Annotated in this window: 20 protein-coding genes, 1 tRNA gene and 2 pseudogenes; 10 read left to right on the forward strand and 13 right to left on the reverse strand. The window is 66.2% G+C overall.

All coding sequences use genetic code 11. The annotated features are described in order from the left end of the window. The first annotated feature begins 76 nt into the window (after window positions 1-76). Genes OXU42_02560 through OXU42_02575 form a run of 4 tightly spaced genes read left to right on the forward strand, consistent with a single transcriptional unit; the run spans window position 77 to window position 2,978 of the window. A complete protein-coding gene (locus tag OXU42_02560; GenBank protein ID MDE0028272.1) occupies window positions 77-1,066 on the forward strand; it encodes an RNA polymerase factor sigma-32 in 990 nt (329 codons plus the stop codon). Between the two features lie 33 nt (window positions 1,067-1,099). Beyond that, window positions 1,100-1,552, forward strand: coding sequence for an SRPBCC domain-containing protein (locus tag OXU42_02565; GenBank protein ID MDE0028273.1), 453 nt, complete (start codon window positions 1,100-1,102; stop codon window positions 1,550-1,552). Window positions 1,553-1,555: 3 nt separating this feature from the next. Beyond that, the gene (locus OXU42_02570) at window positions 1,556-2,425 is read left to right on the forward strand and encodes a xanthine dehydrogenase family protein subunit M (protein ID MDE0028274.1); all 870 of its coding nucleotides are present in this window, start codon (window positions 1,556-1,558) and stop codon (window positions 2,423-2,425) included. A gap of 58 nt (window positions 2,426-2,483) precedes the next feature. After that, on the forward strand, window positions 2,484-2,978 hold the full coding sequence (locus OXU42_02575; GenBank protein MDE0028275.1) for a (2Fe-2S)-binding protein: 495 nt from the start codon (window positions 2,484-2,486) through the stop codon (window positions 2,976-2,978). 96 nt (window positions 2,979-3,074) lie between these two features. On the opposite strand, the gene OXU42_02580 is transcribed toward OXU42_02575, so the two are convergent. The 5 genes from OXU42_02580 to dtd form a co-directional block, all read right to left on the reverse strand. Further along, window positions 3,075-4,004 (reverse strand): ABC transporter permease subunit, encoded by a 930-nt coding sequence (locus tag OXU42_02580; protein ID MDE0028276.1) that lies wholly within the window; start codon window positions 4,002-4,004, stop codon window positions 3,075-3,077. Window positions 4,005-4,006: 2 nt separating this feature from the next. Next, complete coding sequence (locus tag OXU42_02585; protein ID MDE0028277.1) at window positions 4,007-4,939, reverse strand: ABC transporter ATP-binding protein; 933 nt, start codon at window positions 4,937-4,939, stop codon at window positions 4,007-4,009. Further along, a complete protein-coding gene (locus OXU42_02590) occupies window positions 4,936-6,168 on the reverse strand; it encodes an NEW3 domain-containing protein (GenBank protein ID MDE0028278.1) in 1,233 nt (410 codons plus the stop codon). The genes OXU42_02585 and OXU42_02590 overlap by 4 nt, the downstream gene beginning before the upstream one ends. Window positions 6,169-6,270: 102 nt before the next feature. After that, entirely contained in the window at window positions 6,271-6,723 is a 453-nt protein-coding gene (locus OXU42_02595; GenBank protein ID MDE0028279.1) for a tRNA (cytidine(34)-2'-O)-methyltransferase, read from the reverse strand. Between the two features lie 16 nt (window positions 6,724-6,739). Further along, complete coding sequence (gene dtd, locus OXU42_02600; protein MDE0028280.1) at window positions 6,740-7,198, reverse strand: D-aminoacyl-tRNA deacylase; 459 nt, start codon at window positions 7,196-7,198, stop codon at window positions 6,740-6,742. Window positions 7,199-7,320: 122 nt separating this feature from the next. Between dtd and OXU42_02605 the strand changes: the two genes are divergently transcribed. The 4 genes from OXU42_02605 to OXU42_02620 all read left to right on the forward strand — a co-directional run bounded on the left by OXU42_02605 (window position 7,321) and on the right by OXU42_02620 (window position 10,754). Next, window positions 7,321-8,307, forward strand: a complete 987-nt coding sequence (locus OXU42_02605; GenBank protein ID MDE0028281.1) for an SDR family NAD(P)-dependent oxidoreductase — start codon at window positions 7,321-7,323, stop codon at window positions 8,305-8,307. A 167-nt stretch (window positions 8,308-8,474) separates the two neighbouring features. Next, window positions 8,475-8,567 (forward strand) — tRNA-Ser (locus OXU42_02610). Window positions 8,568-8,655: 88 nt separating this feature from the next. Continuing rightward, on the forward strand, window positions 8,656-9,840 hold the full coding sequence (locus tag OXU42_02615; GenBank protein MDE0028282.1) for an MFS transporter: 1,185 nt from the start codon (window positions 8,656-8,658) through the stop codon (window positions 9,838-9,840). A 5-nt stretch (window positions 9,841-9,845) separates the two neighbouring features. Further along, window positions 9,846-10,754 (forward strand): tRNA (adenine-N1)-methyltransferase, encoded by a 909-nt coding sequence (locus OXU42_02620; protein MDE0028283.1) that lies wholly within the window; start codon window positions 9,846-9,848, stop codon window positions 10,752-10,754. A 33-nt stretch (window positions 10,755-10,787) separates the two neighbouring features. On the opposite strand, the gene OXU42_02625 is transcribed toward OXU42_02620, so the two are convergent. The 4 genes and pseudogenes from OXU42_02625 to OXU42_02640 form a co-directional block, all read right to left on the reverse strand. After that, window positions 10,788-11,144, reverse strand: coding sequence for a hypothetical protein (locus OXU42_02625; protein MDE0028284.1), 357 nt, complete (start codon window positions 11,142-11,144; stop codon window positions 10,788-10,790). Window positions 11,145-11,220: 76 nt separating this feature from the next. Continuing rightward, window positions 11,221-11,685 (reverse strand): hypothetical protein, encoded by a 465-nt coding sequence (locus OXU42_02630; protein ID MDE0028285.1) that lies wholly within the window; start codon window positions 11,683-11,685, stop codon window positions 11,221-11,223. A 671-nt stretch (window positions 11,686-12,356) separates the two neighbouring features. After that, a pseudogene (locus OXU42_02635) lies at window positions 12,357-12,572 on the reverse strand (YfhL family 4Fe-4S dicluster ferredoxin). Between the two features lie 113 nt (window positions 12,573-12,685). After that, window positions 12,686-14,911: a xanthine dehydrogenase family protein molybdopterin-binding subunit gene (locus tag OXU42_02640; protein MDE0028286.1), complete on the reverse strand. Its 2,226-nt coding sequence runs from the start codon at window positions 14,909-14,911 to the stop codon at window positions 12,686-12,688. Between the two features lie 342 nt (window positions 14,912-15,253). On the opposite strand from OXU42_02640, the gene OXU42_02645 reads away from it, so the two are divergent. Then, entirely contained in the window at window positions 15,254-15,955 is a 702-nt protein-coding gene (locus OXU42_02645) for a hypothetical protein (GenBank protein MDE0028287.1), read from the forward strand. Between the two features lie 28 nt (window positions 15,956-15,983). Here the strand turns inward: OXU42_02645 and OXU42_02650 are convergent, their stop codons facing one another. Then, window positions 15,984-16,856, reverse strand: coding sequence for a DMT family transporter (locus OXU42_02650; GenBank protein ID MDE0028288.1), 873 nt, complete (start codon window positions 16,854-16,856; stop codon window positions 15,984-15,986). A 227-nt stretch (window positions 16,857-17,083) separates the two neighbouring features. On the opposite strand from OXU42_02650, the gene OXU42_02655 reads away from it, so the two are divergent. Beyond that, a complete protein-coding gene (locus OXU42_02655) occupies window positions 17,084-17,809 on the forward strand; it encodes a hypothetical protein (GenBank protein ID MDE0028289.1) in 726 nt (241 codons plus the stop codon). A 117-nt stretch (window positions 17,810-17,926) separates the two neighbouring features. Here the strand turns inward: OXU42_02655 and OXU42_02660 are convergent, their stop codons facing one another. The 3 genes and pseudogenes from OXU42_02660 to OXU42_02670 form a co-directional block, all read right to left on the reverse strand. Further along, complete coding sequence (locus OXU42_02660; GenBank protein MDE0028290.1) at window positions 17,927-19,846, reverse strand: TRAP transporter fused permease subunit; 1,920 nt, start codon at window positions 19,844-19,846, stop codon at window positions 17,927-17,929. Window positions 19,847-19,894: 48 nt separating this feature from the next. Further along, entirely contained in the window at window positions 19,895-20,908 is a 1,014-nt protein-coding gene (locus tag OXU42_02665) for a TAXI family TRAP transporter solute-binding subunit (GenBank protein MDE0028291.1), read from the reverse strand. Window positions 20,909-20,913: 5 nt separating this feature from the next. Beyond that, window positions 20,914-21,066, reverse strand: a pseudogene (locus tag OXU42_02670) (transcriptional regulator). Window positions 21,067-21,188: the final 122 nt, after the last annotated feature.

Genomic DNA, 21,188 nt, shown 5'->3' on the forward strand with positions numbered 1-21,188 from the left:
GCCGCCGGGAGTTGTGTCAAGGTGCCCGGGCGTTCTTGAAAAACGCCTGCAAGAACGGTAGATTCACGGTATCCGCATGGCTGAATACCCGCCCATCGAAGTCGTCGACGACAGCGAAGAGCCGTCCGAGGACGCGCCCGTCGAAGCGGTTCTGCTCGACGATGTCGACGCACCCGTGGACGACGCCGAAGCGGAGGAGCCGTCCGGCGCGCTGGTTCCGTTCGACGCGCTGCAGCGTTACCTGTCCGAGATCCGCCGCTATCCCATCCTGACCCGCGAAGAGGAGCACGAGCTGGCCGTTCAGTACAAGGAACTGGGCGACATCGAGGCGGCCTACACGCTGGTGCGCTCGAACCTCCGGCTCGTGGTGATGATCGCGCGGGAATACGAGCGCGCCTTCCGGAACCTCCTGGACCTGATCCAGGAGGGCAACATCGGGCTCATGGAGAGCCTGAAGAACTTCGACCCCTACCGCGGCGTGCGCTTCCCGTCCTACGCGGTCTGGTGGATCCGCGCCTACATCATCCGCTACCTCATGAACAACTGGCGCATGGTGAAGCTCGGTACCACCCAGGCCCAGCGCCGGCTGTTCTTCAACCTGCAGAAGGAAAAGGAGAAGCTCGAGGCCGAGGGCTTCGTGCCCGGCGCCAAGCTCATCGCGCAGCGCCTGGACGTGAAGGAGTCCGAGGTGATCGAGATGGACCAGCGGCTCTCCGGCCGCGACGTCTCCACGGACGCACCCATGGCGCAGGGCGAGTCCCTGACGCTGCTCAATACGCTCACCGACGACAGCCCCACCCCCGAGGAGCAACTGGCCGAGGACGAGTACCGCGAGGCGGTCAAGGAGCGCCTGAGGACCTTCGGAGAGAGCCTCAAGGACAAGGAACTGGTGGTCTTCCGCGAGCGCCTCATGGCGGAGCAGCCACTCACGCTGCGCGAGATCGGGGAGCGCTACGGCATCAGCCGGGAGCGCGTCCGGCAGATAGAGAACCGGATCAAGAAGAAGCTCAAGAGCTACCTGTCGGAGGAGTTCGAGGTGCTGGAGGGCTTCAACGAGCGCGCTTGATGTGGCGCGCGCGATTCTGCTAAGAACCCCGCTATGAACTTCGAGAACAGCATTGAAATCGGCGTGCCCCGGGACACCGCCTGGGAGTTCCTGTGGGACGTGGACCGGCTCATCGCCTGCGTTCCCGGCTGCGAGGAGGCCTCGACGGTGGAGGCCGGCAAGCTCTACAACGCCACGATGGTGGCCCGGGTGGGCCCCTTCAAGGTCACGTTCCCCATCAAGATCGAGGTGCTGGAGAACGAGCCCAAGGACCGGATCAAGGCGCGCGCCTCGGGCAGCGACAACAAGATCGGGAGCCACCTCAAGGTGGACCTGGACGTCTCGCTGGAGGACAAGGGCGACGCCACCCTGGTGTCCCTGGTCGCCTCGGTGGACATCCTCGGCAAGCTCGCGACCCTGGGGCACAGCATCATCAAGCGCAAGGCCGACAACGACATGGCCAAGTTTGCCCAGGCCGTCAAAGCGGAACTCGAGGGAGGAGCCTGACCCATGCTGCGTCCGTTCCGTCTGGAAGAGCCGGAGAGCGTCAAGGAGGCGTCGGAGGCGCTCGCCCGCTACGGCGATTCGGCCAAGGTGTACGCCGGCGGCACCGAGCTGCTCCTGGCCATGAAGGAAGGGCTGATCCACTTCGAGTGCCTGGTCAACGTCAAGAAGATCCCCGGTCTCGACCAAGTCCGGCGCGACAACGGCAGCTTGAGAATCGGCGCCCTGAGCACGCACCGGGAGCTGGAGCGTTCCGAGACGTTGGCGGACGCGCTGCCGGTGCTGGTGGAGATGGAGCACAACGTCGCCAACCTGCGCGTGCGCGAGGTGGGCACCCTCGGCGGCAACCTGACCTTCGCCGAGCCCCACGCCGACCCGGGTACCCTGCTGCTGGCGCTGGACGCCACGGTGGTGGCGCAGAAAGCGGGCGGGGAACGCGAGATCCCGATGAACGAGTTCTTCGTGGACGCGTACGAGGCGGCCATCGAGGAGGATGAGGTTCTCACCGAGATCGTGGTGCCGGTGCCCGGCGCCAACGCCGCGGTGCGCTACCGCAAGTTCGGCTACCTGGAGCGCCCGAGCGCGGGGGTGGCGCTGCACGTCATGGCGGACGACGCGCGGCGGTCGGTGCGGGACGTGCGCGTCGCCGTGGGTTGCGTCGGCCCGAAGTCGATGCGGGTGGAAGAGGCAGAGGCGGTGCTGCGGGGGAAGAGCCTCGAAGAGGCGGCCAGCGCCGTGGCCGAAGCCGGCGACATCGCCGGGCGCGCCGCGGACGCCATCAGCGACCTCCACGGATCGGCCGAGTACAAGGAACACATCGTCAAGGTGCTGCTGACCCGCGCCTTCAACGACATTCGCGCCGAGCTGGCCGGCTAGCCGGCCGGCTTCGTCCACCACGGCTTTATCGAACAGAATCCAGCGGAGACCAACGGCTATGGCAGACACGGGACGGCAGACTCTTCCGCTATCCTTCACCGTGAACGGGACGCGCTACGACATCGAGGTGGAGCCGCACGAGCTGCTCCTGGACGTGATCCGCAAGCGCCTGGGACTCACCGGAGCAAAGCGGTCCTGCGACGTGCAGGTGTGCGGCGCGTGCACGCTGCTGCTGGACGGGCGCCCGGTGAGCTCGTGCACGCTGCCGGCCTTCGAGGCGCGGGACAAGGACGTCCTCACCATCGAGGGCATGGCCAAGGACGGCAAGCTGCACCCGATCCAGGAAGCGTTCATCGAGTACGGCGGCTTCCAGTGCGGTTTCTGCACCCCGGGCATGATCCTCACGGCCAAGACGCTGCTGGACGAGAACCCGAACCCCACGGAAGAAGACGTCATCGAGTACATGAACGGCAACATCTGCCGCTGCACCGGCTACAAGAAGATCGTCGAGTCCATCATGGGGGTGGGGAAGCCGAACGCCGAGGCGTCCTGATCCTCCATTCGACTCTTTGCCGTCCAAGGACGCGCGGAAATGGAAAGGGCAGGTGTCAAGCGACACCTGCCCTTTTTCGTTTTACGGAGACACGCGTCAGGCGCGGATCTCCGTCCTCATGAACTTGATGTAGGCGATGCCGAAGCACACCGCCACCAGCGCCAGCAGCGTGAAGAACATGGGCAGGATCAGGCGCATGCTCTGCCCCAGGCTCAGCGGCGTGACGATCAGGCCTTGGAGCTGGCCGAGCTGCTCCGGCAGGACCGGGACCAGTGTCCGCGCCACCGGGTTGAGCAGCAGCCGCACCGATTCGCTGTAGAGCGTGCTCGGCGACATGCGCCCCAGGACGGTCTCGACGGTCGCCAGCCTGGCTACGTCCTCGGTGGTTGCCGGGTTAGGGACGATGAGTCCGGCCGCGAAACCGGCGAGCACCCCGATGAACAGCCCGAGGAACAGCCACAGGGCGATGGAGGCCAGCGCCGCGGTGACGGTTCTACGGAGCAGCATGGAGAGCAGCATGGCAAGGGCCAGCCAGAAGCCCGTGTAGGCGATGCCGACGATGGCGAAAAAGAGCATGCGCCACAGTTCCTCGGCGTTGGGGAAATACCCGATGAGCGTGGTACCGAGACCGATCACCACCAGGAGGATGGACACCCACAGGATGGCCAGCGTGGTCAACCCGGCCAGGAACTTGCCGTTGATGAGGCTGTCCCGGTAGATGGGCTGCGAAAGCACCCGGCTGAGGGTCCCCCGGCCGTACTCTCCGCTGATGCTGTCGAATCCCAGGGTAATGCCCACCAGCGGGCCGAAGAACCCCAGGAAACTGGAAAGCGAGAAGAAGATGGACTCCGTGGTGAGGAGCCTGAGAAACACATGTTCGGTCGGGTCTTCTCGCAACGACGCTTGGAGCCCCTGTCCGGCGAAGTAGACGGACAGGATTCCCGGCAGGATGATCAGGGCGAGCAGGATCATGAAGCGCAGGCTGCTGAAATGATCCTGAAGCTCCTTCCAATACACGACGAGCATCGCTACGCCTCCCTGAAGTACTTGAGGTAGATCTCTTCGAGCGTCGGGTTCTCGGAGCGGAGCTGCAACAGGTCCAGCCCCTGCTCCCGGATCAACGCCATCAGCTCCGGCCGCACGTCGCGGGTACAGCGGATGAACCATCCCGCGTCCCGTTGCTCGCATTCGCTCACGCCGGGCACCGCGCTCAGCATGTCTTCCATGGGATGGTCGCCGCCGACCTCCACGAGGAAGTTCCACTGGTGCTCGTTCAGGATGGCCTTGCCCAGCTCGTCCGGACTGCCCTGCACCACCATGCGGCTGCTGACGATGATGCCGATGCGCTGGCACACCTGCTGCACCTGGTGCAGCAGGTGTGAGCACAGCAGCACGGTGAGGCCGCGCTCCTCCTGGAGCGCGCTGATCAGGCCCAGGAGCCGCGTCACCCCGTCCGGATCGATGCCCAGGGTGGGCTCGTCCATGATGATGACCTCGGGCTCCTTGATGAGCACCTCGGCGATGCCCAGCCGCTGCTTCATGCCGCGGGAGAACTCCCGCACCGGACGGTCCCCGTCATCGGCGAGGCCCACCTGGTCGAGCACCTGCCGTAGCATCCCGGGGATGCGGTCCTCGGCGGCGCGGTTGAGCCGGGCGATGTACGCCAGGTTCTCGTTCGCCGTGAGGTCCTCGTAGAACCCCGGGTTCTCGGGCAGATAACCCACGCGCCGCTTGACCTCCAGCGGCTGGGTCTTGGGATCGAAACCGCACACCGACGCCGTCCCGTCCGTGGGCTCGGTGAGTCCCAGGAGCATCAGGATGGTCGTGGTCTTGCCGGCCCCGTTGGGACCGAGGAAGCCGAACACTTCGCCCCGGGGGATCTGCAGATCCAGCTCGCTGACCGCGATCTTGTCCCGGTAGCGCTTGGTCAATCCCTTGGTTTCGATGATGTAGTCGCTCATCGCCTTCCCAACCGGATGAAGACCGCCGCCAGTCCGAGCACCACCACGCCGACGATGAACGCCCCGATCCAGCCCCAGATGGTCGGCGTCGACACGGTAACCCTGAAGTCGATGGATTGGCTGACGTCCGGGCTGTTGGTGGTCACGGCCAGCATGTAGTCGCCCGCCACGGCACGGTTCGGCGCGGTGACCTCCATCTTTACCTCGCGTACCTCTCCGGGATTGAGATTGTCGACCTTGTCGGGGCGGAAATTGACCTCCCAGCCGTCGGGCTTGCTCGATAGGAAGGCCAGGTTGGTGAGGGGCGCGGTGCCCGCGTTGCCGATGAGGAAATCCACCTGGGACATCTCGCCGGCGGTGGCGGAGGCATTGAGCCGGCCCGTGGCCGTGCCCACGTTCAGTTCCTGTGTTCCGGCCAGCGCGACCTTCAGGTCCGCCTGAGCCGACAGGCCGGCCGAGCGCGCCACGACCACCACCGGGTAGTCACCCGGCTCTCCCTGGAGCGGCGGCTGGATCTCGACGCTCAGGGTCTCGGTGGAGTCCTTCTTGAGCGCGATGGAGGAGATCTGGGTATCCTCGAACTGGGGCTTGATGCGCACGACCCAGCCCGGAGGCGCCTGCGCCCCCAGCGCGGTCGTCACCGGGTTGTCCGTCTCGTTCTTGAGGTCGATGCTGAACTTGAAGACCTGGCTCGAGTTGCCGCTCAACACCGGGTACTGGCTCTCCATCTTGAGCCCGCCGGTGTCGACCTTCTTGGCCGAGACGCGGAAGGCGATCTTGGCGTCCTCCGTCTTCTCGCCCTTGCTGTCCTTGGCCGTCACCGCCACCTCGTAGTCCCCCGGCTCCACGTCGTCGGGGAGCTTGACCTTGAGTTCAAGGGTGGTGGATTTGCCCCCCTGGACCATGATGCCGCCCACCGGAAAGCTCGGGTACCTGGAGTGAAAAGCGGCGGTCCAGCCTTCCGGCAGCGACGTCGCCTCCAGCGCGACCCGCACCGACGCCTTCCGCGGGTTGACGACCTCGGCGTCCATCTCGAATTCCTGACCCGGCCCCACGGTGATGCCCGTGTACGCCATGATCAACTCGAACGGCTCCTTCTCCTCGTCCGGTATGCTGTCGGCTTGCGACGCCCCGGTCTCCGAAGTCTCGTGCGCCGTACCCGACAGCGGCCAACAGACCGCCAGACCGGCCAGCAACAGCCAGACAAGAAAAGCCTTGCTAATCCTCATAGAAACCCCCCGTAGTGTGGTTTTACAAAGTTCCGATAAGTAAAGCACGCCCGGTTGGCGAGTCAAACCCAAACTATCCCAACTTCGCCCAAGCCCGTGGTTTCATAGCCTGTCGAGTTGCCGCAGTCCCTCGTAGAGCACGATGGAAACGGCATTGGCGAGGTTCAGGCTCCGCACCGCCGGGCTCATCATGGGTATGACGTAGCAGCGCTTCGCGTTGGCGTCGAGGAGGCTCTCCGGCAGGCCCCGGGTCTCGGGTCCGAACACGAGGAAGTCGTTTTCCTCGAACCGCGCGGAGACATAGGACAACGCTGCTTTCTTGGAGAAGAAATGCAGCCGTTCCTCGCCGTGGCGGTGGAGAAATTCCCCCCAGGAACCGTGCACCCGAAGGTCCACGTGCGGCCAGTAGTCCAGGCCGGCGCGCTTGAGGTGCTTGTCGTCGAGCTGGAACCCCAGCGGCTTGATGAGGTGCAGGGGACTCCGGGTGGCGGCGCACAGGCGCGCCACCGAGCCCGTGTTGGGCGGGATTTCCGGTTCGAAGAGCACGACGTTCATGGTCTTCCGTCGCCCGTCACTTTTTCCCGGTCGTGGCGTTGTCGATGAGGAAGGTCACCGGCCCGTCGTTGACCAGCGACACCTTCATGTGCGCCTGGAACGTCCCGGTGGAGACCCGCGGCCCCACCGCGCGCGCCAGCCGCTCCACGAAGTCTCCGTACAGCCGGTCCGCCTCCTCCGGCGCGGCCGCGTCCGTCAGCGAAGGGCGCCGCCCCTTGCGGCAGTCGCCGTACAGCGTGAACTGGGACACCACCAGGATCTCGCCCCCGGTGTCCAGGACGGAACGGTCGAAGCGGCCGGCGCCGTCCGGAAAGATCCGCAGGTTCAGCAGCTTGTCCGCGAGAAACGCGCAGTCGTCCTCCGAATCCCCCTTGCCGACCCCGAGGAACACGCAGAGCCCGGGTCCGATGGCCGAAACCGTCTCGCCGTCGACGCTCACGCCGGCCCGTTCGACGCGCTGCAGCAGGATTCTCATGTGGTGCGTGTTGTGACGTCCCGTTCCCAGGGAGACGTTGACTTCCGAACACCGTTCCGACTAACAACAGCCGGACGATTGTTCAAGCGGCGCGGGTTCGCGGAGGCCCGGAAATCCATCCCATGAGTACCATCCTCGTCACCGGAGCGTGCGGCTTCATCGGCTGGAAGGTGTGCGAGTTGCTGCTCGCGCGCGGCGATGCCGTCATCGCCGTCGACGACCTCAATGCCGCCTACGACGTGCGCCTCAAGGAATGGCGCCTGGAACGGCTCCGGGGGCGGCCGGGCTTCGCGTTCATCCGCGCGGACATCAGCGACCGCGGGGCGTTGCCGGCCCTGACGCGGGCGGTGGAAGCAACAGGGCCGGTAAGCGCGGTGATCAACCTGGCGGCCCGCGCCGGGGTGCGCGCCTCCGTCGACGACCCCTGGGCCTATGTTTCCACCAACGTCACGGGAACCCTGAACCTGCTGGACCTGTGCCGGACCCGGGAGATCCGGAAGTTCGTGCTCGCGTCCACGTCGAGCCTCTACGGCGGCGACAACCCGCGCCCCTTCCGGGAGGACGCCGCCACCGACCGCCCGCTGTCGCCCTACGCCGCCTCCAAGAAGGCCGCCGAGGTCATGGCGCACACGTACCACGCCCTGTACGGCATGGACGTCACCGTCTTGAGGTTTTTCACCGTGTTCGGCCCGGCCGGCCGGCCGGACATGAGCCTCTTCCGCTTCGTCCAGTGGATCAGCGAAGGGCGGGAGGTCACGGTGTTCGGCGACGGCACCCAGCAGCGCGATTTCACCTACGTCGACGACGTCGCCCGCGGCGTCCTGGCGGCGCTGGCGACCGCGCCCGGGTACGAGATCATCAATCTCGGCTCCGACCGGCCCATCGTCCTCAACGACGCCCTCCACTTGGTAGAGGGCCTCCTGGGCCAGCGCGCCACCATCCGGTACCGGGACCGTCACCCCGCGGACGTCGACGCCACCTGGGCCGACATCTCCAAGGCCCGCCGCCTGCTGGGCTGGCAACCCGAGACCGATTTCGCCGCGGGCGTCGGCGCGCTGGTGGACTGGTACCGCCGCAACCGGGACTGGGCCAGGGACGTTGCCACCTGAGGGGAGAGGGTGGTTATCCGCGTCCGTGCCGTTCCGTACAGTCGCCAACTCCTCGCCTTAATGCTACAAACTTCGGTGTGGACCGGCTGACACGGTGTGGACCGGCTGACAGACGCCTTGTCCGCCGGGGCCGGACGATACGGACGGCCCGATCCCCCACGTCCAACGGAGAGGTGACCGAGTCTGGCTTAAGGTGCACGACTGGAAATCGTGTGTACCCCAAAAGGGTACCAGGGGTTCGAATCCCCTCCTCTCCGCCATCCAACTTGTCGATATCACGAACATTTCGGCCGGGACCTTGGCTTGAGAGCCGTCTCGGAGGACGGCGTTGCCTGGACAAGGAGAGCCGTGCAATCCGACCATAAGAACGTCCTGGTTCTCGGAACCTGTCAAATGCTGTCCGGCACGGGGCGCGGCCTCTTCATGGTGACATCCCCGGTCGTCGCGCTGCTGATTGCACCGCATCCCGCGCTGGTGACCTTGCCGACCGGTCTGATCGTGGTCGGCGCCGCCTTGGCCGCCATGCCCACCTCGCTATTCACGCGCCGGTTCGGGCGGAAGATCGGTTTCCTCTGCGGCACCGTCCTGGCCGCGGCCAGCGGGATATCCTGCACCTCCGCCGTCCTCTTCGGGAACTTCTGGCTGCTTCTGCTGGGCGGTTTTCTGTACGGGTTGTTTTCCAGCTTTTCCCAGCTCTACCGGTTCGCGGTGGCGGACGCGGCCTCGAAGGAGTTCCGCCCCAAGGCCATTTCGTTTGTGCTCGCCGGCGGCGTGTTCGCCGGGTTCGCGGGCCCCAATCTGGCGAACTGGGGAAAAGGGCTCTTGAACAGCCACCTTTTCGCCGGCGCATTCCTGTTCATGATCGGGACCGGGCTTCTGGCGGCGCTGGCGCTGATGTTCCTCAACATCCCGAACCTGACCAGGGAGCAACGGGAAGGGGAGCAGCGGCCGCTGCTGGAAATCATCAGGCAGCCGGTGTTCGTCGTCGCGGCGGTCTCCGCGACGGTGGCCCAAAGCGTGATGAACTTCCTGATGACGGCGACGCCGGTGGCCATGATCGCCCACGGCGGCCATGCTTTCGGTTCCGTGGCCACGGTGATCTCGTCACACTCCGTGTCGATGTTCGCGCCCGGGTTCTTTACGGGTTCGCTGGTCAAGCGGTTCGGCGAAATACCGATCATCGTGACCGGCCTCGTCCTCCAAGGCGCCTGTATCACCGTCGCCCTGGTGGACGACCACGTCTTCCATTTCTGGCTGGCGATGGTGTTGCTCGGGGTCGGCTGGAACTTTACCTACACGGCCGCCACGACCCTCATGACCACCGCCTACACCCCGTCGGAACGCAACAAGACCCAGGGAATGATGAATCAGATCATCTACACGGTGGTGGCCATCGGGTCCCTGTCATCCGGCGCGGTCATCCATTTCCTGGGCTGGACCTGGGTGAACATCGGTGCCGCACCGATGCTGCTCCTGGCCGTGCTTGCAACCATCTGGCATGTCGCCGCCAAGTCGAACACGGTCGAGGCTTGAGCGGTGTGTCCACGCGCTGGGTCACAACGGCCGGCGTGGCGCTTCAAGGAGCAACCATTCCCGATTCAAACAAGTCCCACGGCCTTCGCGCCACCGGTGAGCCCCTCCGCGACGGCGACTCGGTCGTTTTCTTCGACCGCAAGGACCGGGAGTACCTGAAGACCCTCCGCGCGGGCGAGACCATCTCCATCCGGGGCGGGACCATCGCGGTGGACGACCTCCTGGGTCGGCCCGACGGTTTCAGCGTGCGGTCGTCGCTCAGGGAGCGGTTCGTGGTGCTGCGCCCGACCCTTGAGCGCCTGATCCCGAACCTGCCGCGCAAGGCGCAGGTGATCTATCCCAAGGACCTGGCCCTGATCCTGATGTGGGGCGACGTGTATCCGGGAGCGACGGTGGTGGAGGCCGGGGTCGGCCCGGGGGCGCTCACGCTGGCGCTGCTGCGGGCGGTGGGGCCCGAGGGGCGGGTCATCTCCTTCGAGACACGGGAGGAGCATGCCCGTGCGGCGGAACGGAACGTGGCCCGTTACTACGGCGCCGCGCCCCAGTGGACGCTGGAGGTGGCGGACGTGGCCGACGGCCTCCGGGAACTCACCGTGGACCGGGTCTTTCTCGATCTCCCGGAACCTTGGCGGCACACCGACCTGGCTTGGCGCGCGCTGCGGCCCGGCGGCGTTTTCCTGGGCTACGTGCCGACGGTGCTGCAGGTGAAGGGCTTCGTGGATTCCCTGAAGGACCACGGCGGGTTCGCGTGCATCGACACCATGGAGACCCTGGTCCGTTACTGGCACGTCAAGGAGATGAGCGTTCGGCCGCAGCACCGCATGGTGGCGCACACGGGGTTCGTCACCACGGCCCGGCGCGTGGAGATGATGGAAGGGCCGGAGCGGCAGGGTCCGGCGGATCAGGCGGAGTAGGGGAGTTCGGCGCCGGACATCGACGCCGGCGGGTCACTTCCTCTTGCGGCAGCCTTCGCAGTAGCAGATGTTCGTTCCGGAGTCCTGCACGAGACCTTCGTCCAGGTTGTGGCAGATTTTCTTGCACTCGAGGCAGATGAAGTAGATGCCCTCGATGGTCTTGTTGATCTTCTCCCGGTTGAGGACGCGCCCCTTGAGCTTCTCGATGCGGATTCCCAGGAGCTCTTCGTACTGCCGCTTGATCTTGAGCCGGCCGGCGGCGTCGCTCGGCAGGTCCTGATCTTCGGTCTCGTCGGGTTCGTTGACCGCGCCCTTGGATGCCGTCGTTTTCCGAACCGGTTTTCTTGCCCTGGAAGCGGGCTTTCCCGTGCTGTCTTTGGCAGGAGTCATGCGCTGGTACCGGTGACGAATAGCCCTTCGGTCCCCCCTTGTCAAGCTGGACCGGGAACGAAGGGGACGGGGGGACCTACAGCGAGAGGGCGACCCACACCGTGGCCGCCAGAAAGATCAGCATGAGCACCGACGAGTGGTCCAGCTTGCGCAGTAACCGATCCACCGCTTGGGCGGTGACTCCCTCCGGAGACTCGGTTTGCCGGACGAATCGATGGGCGATGCCCATGCACTGCCAGGTCCCCAGCATGATGACGAAGAAGGCCAGCAGCAGCTTCAGCGACAGGGCGGCACCGAATTCCTCCGAGTAGGCCGTCCCGTGCAGTGCCTTGAGGTCGGTGATCCGCGAAGCCCCGGTCAAGGTCGCAATCCCCAGCAGGGCGATCTGTGCCGGGTTGTACACCCGCAGCACGCGCACGAGGAACGCGGTCCGGGCCTCGGTCGCGGTCTCGCGCCGCAACGCCGGCAGCAACACGCGCCACAGCGCCGCCACCAGCCCGATGTGAAGGGTCAGCGAAACTATGTGGAAGTCCGCGGCCAAACCCTACGGCGGAGCCGAGGCTAGCCGGCGGCCTTGGAGCGCCAGCTCAGGAGCGCCCGCTTGGGGATCTGCTTGCCCGGGGCCTGGTAGTCTTCGGTGAGCTTTGCCAGGCGCTTGCCGAACTCGTCGAGTTGCTTCTTCTGGAGCTTCTCGAACGCCTTCAGCTCGCGTTCGCGCCGTTCCTGGAACTGCTGCAGTTCGCGCTGCCGGCTCTCCAGAAACGCCGCGAGGTCGGCGTTCCACTGGTCGTGGAACTGTTGCACGGTGGTGCGCACCAGGTAGTTGAGGTCGTCCTTTACCACCGTCGACTTGAAGCATTCCGGGCAGAACAGCACGTTGCCGATGGTCAGGCGGCCGGTTTCCACCTCGTAGGTAGCGCCGCACGCAAAGCAGTGCAGGGACACGGGCCACGCGTCCGGGGCCGGCACCGAGACGGAGGGTTGCGACGTGTCGGCGTAGACGGCGGCCGGAGCGCCGGCGGGCTGGGGTGCGGCTGCCGGCGCGGCCGCGGCCGGCGCGGCGGCTGCCGGCTGCGGGGCTGCGTCGGGCTGCGGCGGTGCGTCGGCCGCCTCCGCGGCGGCTGGGGCGCCGGCGCCCGCGCCGGGCCGGAACCGAGATTCGAAGCTGTCGCCGAAGTCGGTATCGGCGTGAATCTCACGTGCCCGGCCGATAAGCACCTCTTCGGTCTCCACGTTGTTGGGGTCGGTCACGCAGCAGTCCACGGGACACACCGCGGCGCACGCTTCGTAGTCGTGGAAGCCCACACACTCGGTGCACAAGACTGGATCGATGACGTAGATCTCATCGTTCTGAGTGATGGCTTCGTTGGGGCATTCGGGTTCGCAAGCGCCGCAGTTGATGCACTCGCTGGTAATCATGGTGGCCATGGACTCGAAGACCTCCTGTGTTCCGGCCGGTTCCGGGTGACGTGTGGGTCGCGCAAGGGCACCCCGTACGGCGTCCTCTTGGGATAACAGCGGCTGGAGGACGCGTCAAGGTTTCATCGGGCGCGCCTGGCCTGGAGCGCCGCGAACACCTTCTCGGCGGTCACCGGGAGGTCCATGATGCGCACGCCCACGGCGTCTTCCACCGCGTTGGCCACCGCCGCGGCCGTGGGGATCACCGCGGTCTCGCCGATGCTCATGCTGCCGTAGGGACCGCTCCCCACCGGCGCTTCGGTCACCTCGGTGCGCAGCGCCGGGATGTCCTTGATGTTGGGCAGCTTGTAGTCGCCCAGGTTGGCGGTGACCACCCGGCCGCCGTCGGTGACGATGTCCTCGCAGCGGGCGAAGCCCAGGCCCATGACCACCGCGCCGTCGATCTGACCCTGGTGCCCCAGGGGATTCAGCACGGTGCCGGTGTTGTGCGCGGTGGTGAGCCGGCGCACGGCGAACTGCCCAGTCTCCGGGTCCACCTCCACCTCGGCCACCTGCGCCACCATGGAGGTCTCCGGGCCGTCCGTGGGGTTGGCGTAGTGGCCCGTGACGGTCACGGGGCCGCCCGCGGCCTCCACCAGCTCGGCGAAGGTCATGCGCCGCTCCGAGCGCAGGTGCGTGATGCCGCCGTTGACGACCCCGAGTTCCCCGGCGGGAACGCCCATGCGCTCCGCGGCGATCTCCAGGAGCGCGGCGCGGGCCTTGTCCGCGGCGTCGAAGGCCGTGTTGCCGTGGACCCGGGTGCTGCTGCTGCCGCGCACGCCGGTGTCCTTGGCCACCCGGGTGGTGTCCACGGTCTCGAAGCGCACCTGCTCCAGCGGCAGGTCCAGTTCCTGCGCCACCACCTGCTGCATCATGGTGTAGGCGCCGGGGCCCACGTCCACCAGCGACGCCCCCAAGGTCGCGGTCCCGTCGGCATCCATCCGCAGGTCGACGTACGATTCGCCGCCCTTGGACATCCAGTGGCCTAGGGCGATGCCGCGCCCGACGTTCGGTTGCCTGGATGCGTGGTAGTTCGATGTCTCGATGACGTTGTCCAGGGTCTCATCCGGCTGAATGTGCCCCACGGGTATGCCGGTGGGGTCGACGTCGCCGTCGTGCATGAAGTTGATGCGGCGCAGCTCCGCGGGGTCCATGCCCAGCCGGCGCGCCACGAGGTCGAGCTGGCTCTCGTTGGCGAAGAACCCCTGCGGGTGTCCGGGGGCGCGCATGTAGCCGCACGGCACCTTGTTGGTGTAGACGTAGCGCTCCACCAGCAGGAAGTGGGCGATCTTGTAGGGGCCGCCGGAAGAGTGGGCGCCCACCAGGTAGCCTTGGGGACGGTACGAGCCGTAGGCGCCGCTGTCGAAGAGCAGGTCCATGTGCTGGGCGACGATCAGGCCGTTCCTCTTGACGCCGGTCTTGACGGTGGTCACCGAAGCGTGGCGCGGGTTCCCCGCGATCAGCTCCTCGGTGTAGTCCATGACGTACTTGACCGGCTTTCCGGTGTTCTTCGAGAGGACGTAGCAGAGGGCGAGGTCATTGGCGTCGCCCTTGCCGCCGAAGTCCCCGCCAAGGTAGCCGGGATGGGCGACGATCTTGTCGGCCGGGATGCCCAGGGCGCCGGCCATGTGGTCGCGCAGGGCGAAGAGGCTCTTGGTGGAGGCCCACACGTCCACGCCTTCTCCCTTGGCTTCCACGATGCAGCAATGCGGCTCGATGTAGCCGTGGTGCACCGCCGGCGTGGTGTAGGTGTTCTCGACGACCAGGTCGGCCTCCCGGAACGCCGCCTCCACGTCGCCCTTGCGCCACTCGAGCCGGACGGCCACGTTGCTGGGGGCGTCCATGGGTTGGAGCAGGCCGGGGTAGGTGGTCACCTCCGGGTGGATCAGCGGGGCGGACGGCTCGGCCGCTTCCACCGGGTCCAGTACCGCCTGCATTTCCTCGTACTCGACATCGATGAGCGCCGCCGCTGTCTCGGCTTCGGCCTCGCTGTCGGCGGCAACGGCCGCGACCTTCTCGCCGATGTAGCGCACCACCCCGTCCGCCAGAAGCGGCATGTCCACGAGCTTCTTGCCGATGCGCGCCCCGGAGAGGTCCGCTCCGGTCACGACGGCGCGCACGCCGGGCGCGGCCAGCGCCTTGCCGGCATCGATGCGCGCGATGCGGCCATGGGCGATGGGGCTGCGCAGCACCTTGCACCAGAGCATCCCCGGGACCGCCATGTCCGCGGTGTAGCGCGCCCGGCCCGACACCTTGTCCTCGCCCTCGCCGCGCGTCGCCGGGGCGCCTACGATCCTTCCGTTGGCCATGGTTCACCTCGTTTCCGCTGAGGGATTCAAAAGGGTCGGGCTCGCAAAGTCAAGCCGGAAGACGGGACATCGGCGCCGGCGCGACGGTGCAAGAGGCGCCAAAAGGATTCTTGACAGCGAAAGTCGGCTCTGGTAGGCGTCCTACAGCCGGACGGGCAGCGCGGGTTCCCCGTTGTTCGCACCGGCCGCAACGCAAACGAGATGGTTGGCTGAAACGAACCGAGACGAACCAGCCGCTTCCTGGCCCGGCCGGGAGGACGCGCTGGTTTTTTTGTGGACGGTACCCGACGCGGAAGGGAAGCGGCGGGGCGTTCGGCCAATGCGCATTCGATGGAGGACTTGATGAAGACTTTGGGTCTGATCTCGCCCAATCTGGACGATCCGACCGTTCAGGAGTACTACCGCATACTGCCGGAAGGCATCGAGATAAAGGGGCGGCCTCTCCATGTCACCTCGTTCACGGACGAGACCTTCGCCAAGGTGGAGGAGGCCTTCGCCGACGTCGTCCGCGACCTCACCCGAGACCCCCTGGATTTCCTCATGATTACGGGCGAGCTGTTCCTGTCCTACCGCGGGCCGGGTTCGGACCGGCTGGTGCTGGACTCGGTGCGGGACATCACCACGGTGAAGGCCTCCACGGTGCTGACCGCGGTGGTGCGCGCCTTCAAGGCCCTGGACGTCTACCGCGTGGTGATGGCGTCGCCGTTCCCCCACGACCAGGACGAGAACCTCATCCGCTTCCTCGACCATTACAACATCGAGGTGGCGGCCAACCGCGGCCTCGGCTACGACAACACCCACGAGATCTGGGACCTCCCGCCGGAGACCGGCTACGATCTCGCCGCCGCCGTCCTGGAGGAATGCCCCAACGTGGACGGCATCTACATGCCGTGCAACAAGTGGCGCGTGTCGTCCGTCATCGAGCGGCTGGAGGCGGACCTGGGCAAGCCCGTCATCACCAACACACAGGCGTGGATCTGGGACGCGCTGCAGGGAATGGACATGAAACCGTCCCTGCCCGGGTACGGGAGGCTTCTCAAGTAGTCCCGTGCGCCGTGCGCACCCGTTCGCTTCAGAACGTGGTGAGCACGATCCCGCCGAGACAGATGGACGCCGCTCCCACCAGCACCTTGAGCGTCACGCGCTCCAGGGAGCGCAGGAAGACCGTGCTCAGGATCACGGTGAAGAGGGGTGTGGTGGCGATGAGCGGCGACACCAGCACGACGTCGCCCATCTCCAGGGCGGTCATGTTAAGCGACACGGCCACGCTGTTGAGCACCCCCGACAATCCGAACCACCACAGCGTCTCCCGCCGGAAGACCAGTTCCCGATATTTCCCGGTCACCAGCAGGTAGAGCAACAGGGCCGCGAACCCGCCCCCCTGCACCATCCAGATGGCCAGCGGCACGGAGTCGATCATGCTGTAGCCCAGCTTGCGCATGGGGCTGGAAAAGCCGCCCAGGAACGCGGCCATGATGGGCAGCAGCAGGTAGATGGGCTGGTAGGGCGCGGCCGCCTCGGAGTCCTTCATTCCCAGCAGGCTCGCGCCGATGATGATGAGCAGCGTGCCCGTGGCGATGGCGACGGTCACGGTTTCCCCCAGCACCAGCACCGCCATGAGGCCCGCGAACAGCGGCGTGGTGTTGCGCAGCGGGGATGCCCTGGAGATGCCCACCTTGGTGGCCGAGACGAACAGCAGGATCTGCGTGCAGAACGGCGACAACACCCCAGCGCCGATGAACAGCAGCAGCCCCACCGGCGGCGCGTGTTCCCAGGAAATGAACGGACCCAGCGCCACGAACAGGATAACCGTGGAGGTGAAGAGGGAAAAGGAGGTGGCGCTCGTGGGAGTGCCGTACTTCAGCCCCAGCCGGGAGCAGATCTGGCCCGAAGAAAAGCACAGGGCGGCGCCCAGGGCCAGCAGCGGGATGTACAGGCTGTCCACGGCTCAGGCCGGATCGCTCCGGCGGGCGGATGTGCGGGGTTCCGTGTCGACGTTGGCGGCCACGGACGAATATGTGCAGGAATTCCCGCGGTCGGCAAGGCGTGTTCCGATCGGGCAGGACTGGTCTCGATGCCGTCGGTGGACCGGGCGGGGCGCGAGTTGAAAAACTCCAGGGCTTCGGATAGGTCCGAGAGGTTTCCATCTTCGATCAAGAAAAGGAGTCTTGAATGGCATACACGAGCTGGCGCGGCACCATCGGCGTGGTCAAGCCCACCATGCGTCCGGGATCCCTGGAGGAATTCATCCGCATGATGCCCGAGGGCATCGGCATCATCCCGCTCTTCATCGGCTTCCAGCGCGGCACCGCGGACGAGTTCCAGCAGGCCATGAAGGCCTACGAGGAACGGGTGGCCGAGCTGGCCGGCTACGGAGTCGACCTCATTCACCCGGAGGGCGCCCCGCCCTTCATGTTCCAGGGAGTCAAGGGCGAACGGCGTACCATCCGTGCGTGGGAGCGCAAGTACAAGGTCCCCATGGTCACGGCCGGCCAGACCCAGATCGAAGCCCTCAAGGCGCTCAAGGCAAGAAAGATCCTCGGCGTCACCTACTTCACCGGCAAGATCAACGACACCTTCGCCAAGTATTTCGTGGAGGCGGGCTTCGACGTGCTGGCCATGGAAGGCATTCCGGTGGACTTCGAGGACGTGGGCAAGCTCGCCGGGCAGGAGGTGTACGCCCACATACGGAACGCGTTCCTGAAGCACAAGGGCGCCGACGCCATCTACATGCTCGGCTCCGGCTGGCGCACGCTGGACATCATCGAGCTGCTGGAGCAGGACCTCCAAGTGCCGGTGGTGCACCCGGTCCCCGCGCGGGTGTGGGCCATCCAGAAACGGCTCCACGTGAACGAGCACGTGATGGGTTACGGGCGGCTGCTGGAGGAGATGGTTTAGAAGGAAGCGGTTTGAGAACGGAGACGGCCGGACAAATGGGGACAGTTTCCTGGAACCGTTCGTCCGGAGCGTAGCGAAGCGAAGTCGAAGGACGCCATCATTGAGGTACACGAGTCCTCAGGCCCGCGCCGCCCGCCAGCCGCGCAGTTGCATCAGCAACCCCGCCACTACCAGGGCTGACCCCATCCCGAGCATGTTCCAGCCCGGCAGGATCAACAGCACGCCGCCGGCGATGAGCACGGCCCGTACGGGCCAAGTCAGCGCCACGAGTCCGTAGCCGATGGTCCCGGCGGACAGGCTGACGGCCCCTATCAGCGCCGATAGCGCCGCCAGTAGCACCGCGTCCAGCGTACCTTGCAGCAGCAGGGCGGGGTGGAGGGCGAAGGAAAACGGCAGCAGGTACTTGCCGATGGCAAGGCGCACGGCGTCCTTGCCGGTTTCCCAGATACTGGCGCCGCTGATGCTGCATGTGACGAACACGGTGACGCACACCGGCGGCGTGATGTGGGACGCCAACCCCCAGTAGACCACGAAGAGGTGGGCGGCCAGCTCCGACACGCCCATCAGTACCAGCGCCGGCGCGCACAGCGTGGCCACGGTGATGTAGGCGGGCAGGGAGTCCATGCCCATGCCCAGGATCAGGCTCGCAATCCCCACCATGGCCAGGGCCACGGTCAGGTTGCCGCCGCTCAGGTCCACCAGTGCCCGCGAGAACTTCGTCCCCAGGCCGCTGAGCCCCAGAGCCGCCACCAGCATCCCCACCGCGGCGGTGAGGATGGCCAGTGGGATCCACGCCTTCACCGCCGACACCAGGGCACCGTGGATCTGCTCGGGATACAACCGCTTGGTGCGATCCTTGGACAGAAAACTCACCGCCACAAGCAACGGCAGGCTGAAGATGCCGGCCATGTCGGGATCGAACTTCTCCACCAGCATCAGGTAGATCATGAGGCCGATGGGCAGCAGGAAGAACCATCCCCTCCTGAAGGTCGGCCCAAGGGCCGGCAGTTCGTTCCGCGGCATGCCGGCCAGCCCCCGCCGCGCGGCCTCGAAGTCCACCCCCATGAAGACGATGACGAAATAGAGGAACGCGGGGAGGGCGGCGGCCAGCGCGATCTGGTAGTACGGCGCGCCGAGGAAATCCGCCATCACGAACGCGATGGCGCCCATCACCGGCGGCAGGATCTGGCCGCCCGCGGACGAGGCCGCCTCCACCGCGCCGGCGAAGGCCGGGCGGTAGCCGGCCCGGACCATGAGCGGGATGGTCACCGCGCCGGTGGTGGCGGCGTTGGCCGACGGCGAGCCCGAGATGGTGCCGAAGAACGCCGACGCGAGCACCGCCGTCTTGGCCGCGCCGCCGCGGGTCCAGCCGGCGATGGCCATGGCCAGCTCGCTGAACCACTCGCCCACGCCGGCCCTTTGCAGCATGTGGGCGAACATCAGGAACACGATGACGATGGTGGAGGCCACCCCCAGCGGCACGCCGAAGATGCCCTCGCCGGGAACGTACACCGCGTAGGTGAGCCGGTCCCAGGCGTAGCCCTTGCCGAAAAGCAGCCCCGGCAGGATGTTCTGGTACCGCGCCACCGCCAGGAACAGGCACACGATGGTCACCAGCACCCAGCCCACGGCCCGCTTGAGCGCCACCAGCAGGGAAATGGCCAGGGAGAAGGCCAGGGCCATGCCGGCGAGATCCAGAAAGCCGTATTCGTCGTAGTCGGTAACGTGCTCGTAGAAGAAGATGATGAAGCCCAGGGGCGCCATGGCCATGACCAGGAGCCCCAGGTCCGCCCAGAAACCCGCGCCCCGGCTGTCCCGCCGGCGCATGTGAATGAGGTAGGCCATGAGCAGCGCGAACGTCAGGCTCACGGCTCGGTGGAAGGGAGTCGGGTAGAAGATCCCCAGGTAGATGAACGTCCGCCCCACCACGATGAGGTGGTAGACGGCGGTCAGGAAGGCGAGGAGATCGATGACCCGGTCCCAGGACGTGCGTGCGTCCTGGGCCGGGATCGGTTCGACGGACCCGATTTCAGCCATCCGTGGTCCCGTATGCTGTCATCCGCATGAAGAAGGGGACAGGTCCGCTCACTGGTTCTTGAGCAATTCGTCCTGTTTCTTCGCCAGCGCGTCCGTCCAGGCGCCGACCTCCTTGTAGTACCGGATGGCGCCCGGGTGATACGGGATCGTCGGATTCTCCAGGCTCCCCTTGAGCGTGTACTGCTTCGCCGACGCGTGCACCGGGTAGAACTGCTTCAGGTTCTCGAAGAACGCCTTGGTGAAGGTGTACATGGCGTCGTCCGGCATGTCCGCCCGTGTGGCGGTGAAGGTCCCCACCGCCAGGGAGTTCACGTCCGCGTCCAGGCCCTTGATGGAGCCCTTGCTGATGGTTGCCTGCCGGTATCCCTGAAGCCGGGGGTCCTTGAGGATATCTCCCGCCTTGTCCGCGGGGATGGGGATGACCTTGAGGGAGATGGCCTGAGCGAGGCGCCGGATCGGAGGCGAGCCCGTTTTCGGGCTGCCGAAGGGCATCACCGCCGCGTCCGCGACTCCCAGCTTGAGGGATTCGAGTTGTTCGTTGGTATTGCCGTGGCGGAGGATCTTCACGCCGTTCTCCGGGATACCGTAGACCCGCATGATCGCGCGGGTGAAGGCTTCGAGGTCCGCCAGCGACTTCCGCCTCCCCTGCACGGTCTTGCCGTTGAGGTCCGCGGGCGTGTTGATGCCGCGATCGCCACGGGCGACGATGGCGCGGGCCCCGAGACCGCCCTGAAACAGCAGCCGCAACGGCGCCTTGCCGTCCTTCTTGAACGACCCGATGCCGTGGTAACCGTGGGTCCCGGCCAGCGAGTTCAGCATCGCCACCTCGATGCGCTTCGCCGTCAGCGCCCGCACGTTGGCGTCGCTGCCGCCGATGGGCTCCACCGTCACGCTGATGTTGGAGTTCCGGCTCACGGTATCGCCCATGCCCACCGCAAGAATGTGGAACCGGGCGCCCACGGTGGACGTGCCCAGGGACAGGGCGGTCTGGGCGTTCAGCGGCGCCGTGAAGATGAAGAGTCCTACAGCGAGCAACAGAGCAGCCCGTAAGGTGATTTTCATGTTTCCTCCATGCGATGGTGTTTTGCTTCCCAGGTCTCGACGAGAGTCACCAAGGCGTCGAGACGCTCGCCCTCTGGCGTGTTGGGCTTAGCCCTCATCAGCCCTTCGACTTCCCTGAGCGCACGCTGGTAGTCGCTGTCTTTGGCGATATGCGGCATGTGTGTGTGGCGGCCCCGGCGGGGGGCGGGCCCGCGGGGGGGGGGTTGGGGGCCCGGGGGAAAAACGCGCCACCGTGTTGTTTTTTTTGCACCCCCCCGTGTTTGTGTGGGGCGTTGGGCGG

The organism is Deltaproteobacteria bacterium (genome assembly GCA_028818775.1).
In the GTDB taxonomy this organism is placed as follows: Bacteria; Desulfobacterota; Binatia; order UBA9968; family JAJDTQ01; genus JAJDTQ01.

Bases quoted from the DNA above. Each gene is read 5' to 3' on its own strand.
- OXU42_02560 (MDE0028272.1), top strand. From the start codon at position 77: ATGGCTGAATACCCGCCCATCGAAGTCGTCGACGACAGCGAAGAGCCG.
- OXU42_02565 (MDE0028273.1), top strand. From the start codon at position 1,100: ATGAACTTCGAGAACAGCATTGAAATCGGCGTGCCCCGGGACACCGCC.
- OXU42_02570 (MDE0028274.1), top strand. From the start codon at position 1,556: ATGCTGCGTCCGTTCCGTCTGGAAGAGCCGGAGAGCGTCAAGGAGGCG.
- OXU42_02575 (MDE0028275.1), top strand. From the start codon at position 2,484: ATGGCAGACACGGGACGGCAGACTCTTCCGCTATCCTTCACCGTGAAC.
- OXU42_02580 (MDE0028276.1), bottom strand. From the start codon at position 4,004: ATGCTCGTCGTGTATTGGAAGGAGCTTCAGGATCATTTCAGCAGCCTG.
- OXU42_02585 (MDE0028277.1), bottom strand. From the start codon at position 4,939: ATGAGCGACTACATCATCGAAACCAAGGGATTGACCAAGCGCTACCGG.
- OXU42_02590 (MDE0028278.1), bottom strand. From the start codon at position 6,168: ATGAGGATTAGCAAGGCTTTTCTTGTCTGGCTGTTGCTGGCCGGTCTG.
- OXU42_02595 (MDE0028279.1), bottom strand. From the start codon at position 6,723: ATGAACGTCGTGCTCTTCGAACCGGAAATCCCGCCCAACACGGGCTCG.
- dtd (MDE0028280.1), bottom strand. From the start codon at position 7,198: ATGAGAATCCTGCTGCAGCGCGTCGAACGGGCCGGCGTGAGCGTCGAC.
- OXU42_02605 (MDE0028281.1), top strand. From the start codon at position 7,321: ATGAGTACCATCCTCGTCACCGGAGCGTGCGGCTTCATCGGCTGGAAG.
- OXU42_02625 (MDE0028284.1), bottom strand. From the start codon at position 11,144: ATGACTCCTGCCAAAGACAGCACGGGAAAGCCCGCTTCCAGGGCAAGA.
- OXU42_02640 (MDE0028286.1), bottom strand. From the start codon at position 14,911: ATGGCCAACGGAAGGATCGTAGGCGCCCCGGCGACGCGCGGCGAGGGC.
- OXU42_02645 (MDE0028287.1), top strand. From the start codon at position 15,254: ATGAAGACTTTGGGTCTGATCTCGCCCAATCTGGACGATCCGACCGTT.
- OXU42_02655 (MDE0028289.1), top strand. From the start codon at position 17,084: ATGGCATACACGAGCTGGCGCGGCACCATCGGCGTGGTCAAGCCCACC.
- OXU42_02660 (MDE0028290.1), bottom strand. From the start codon at position 19,846: ATGGCTGAAATCGGGTCCGTCGAACCGATCCCGGCCCAGGACGCACGC.
- OXU42_02665 (MDE0028291.1), bottom strand. From the start codon at position 20,908: ATGAAAATCACCTTACGGGCTGCTCTGTTGCTCGCTGTAGGACTCTTC.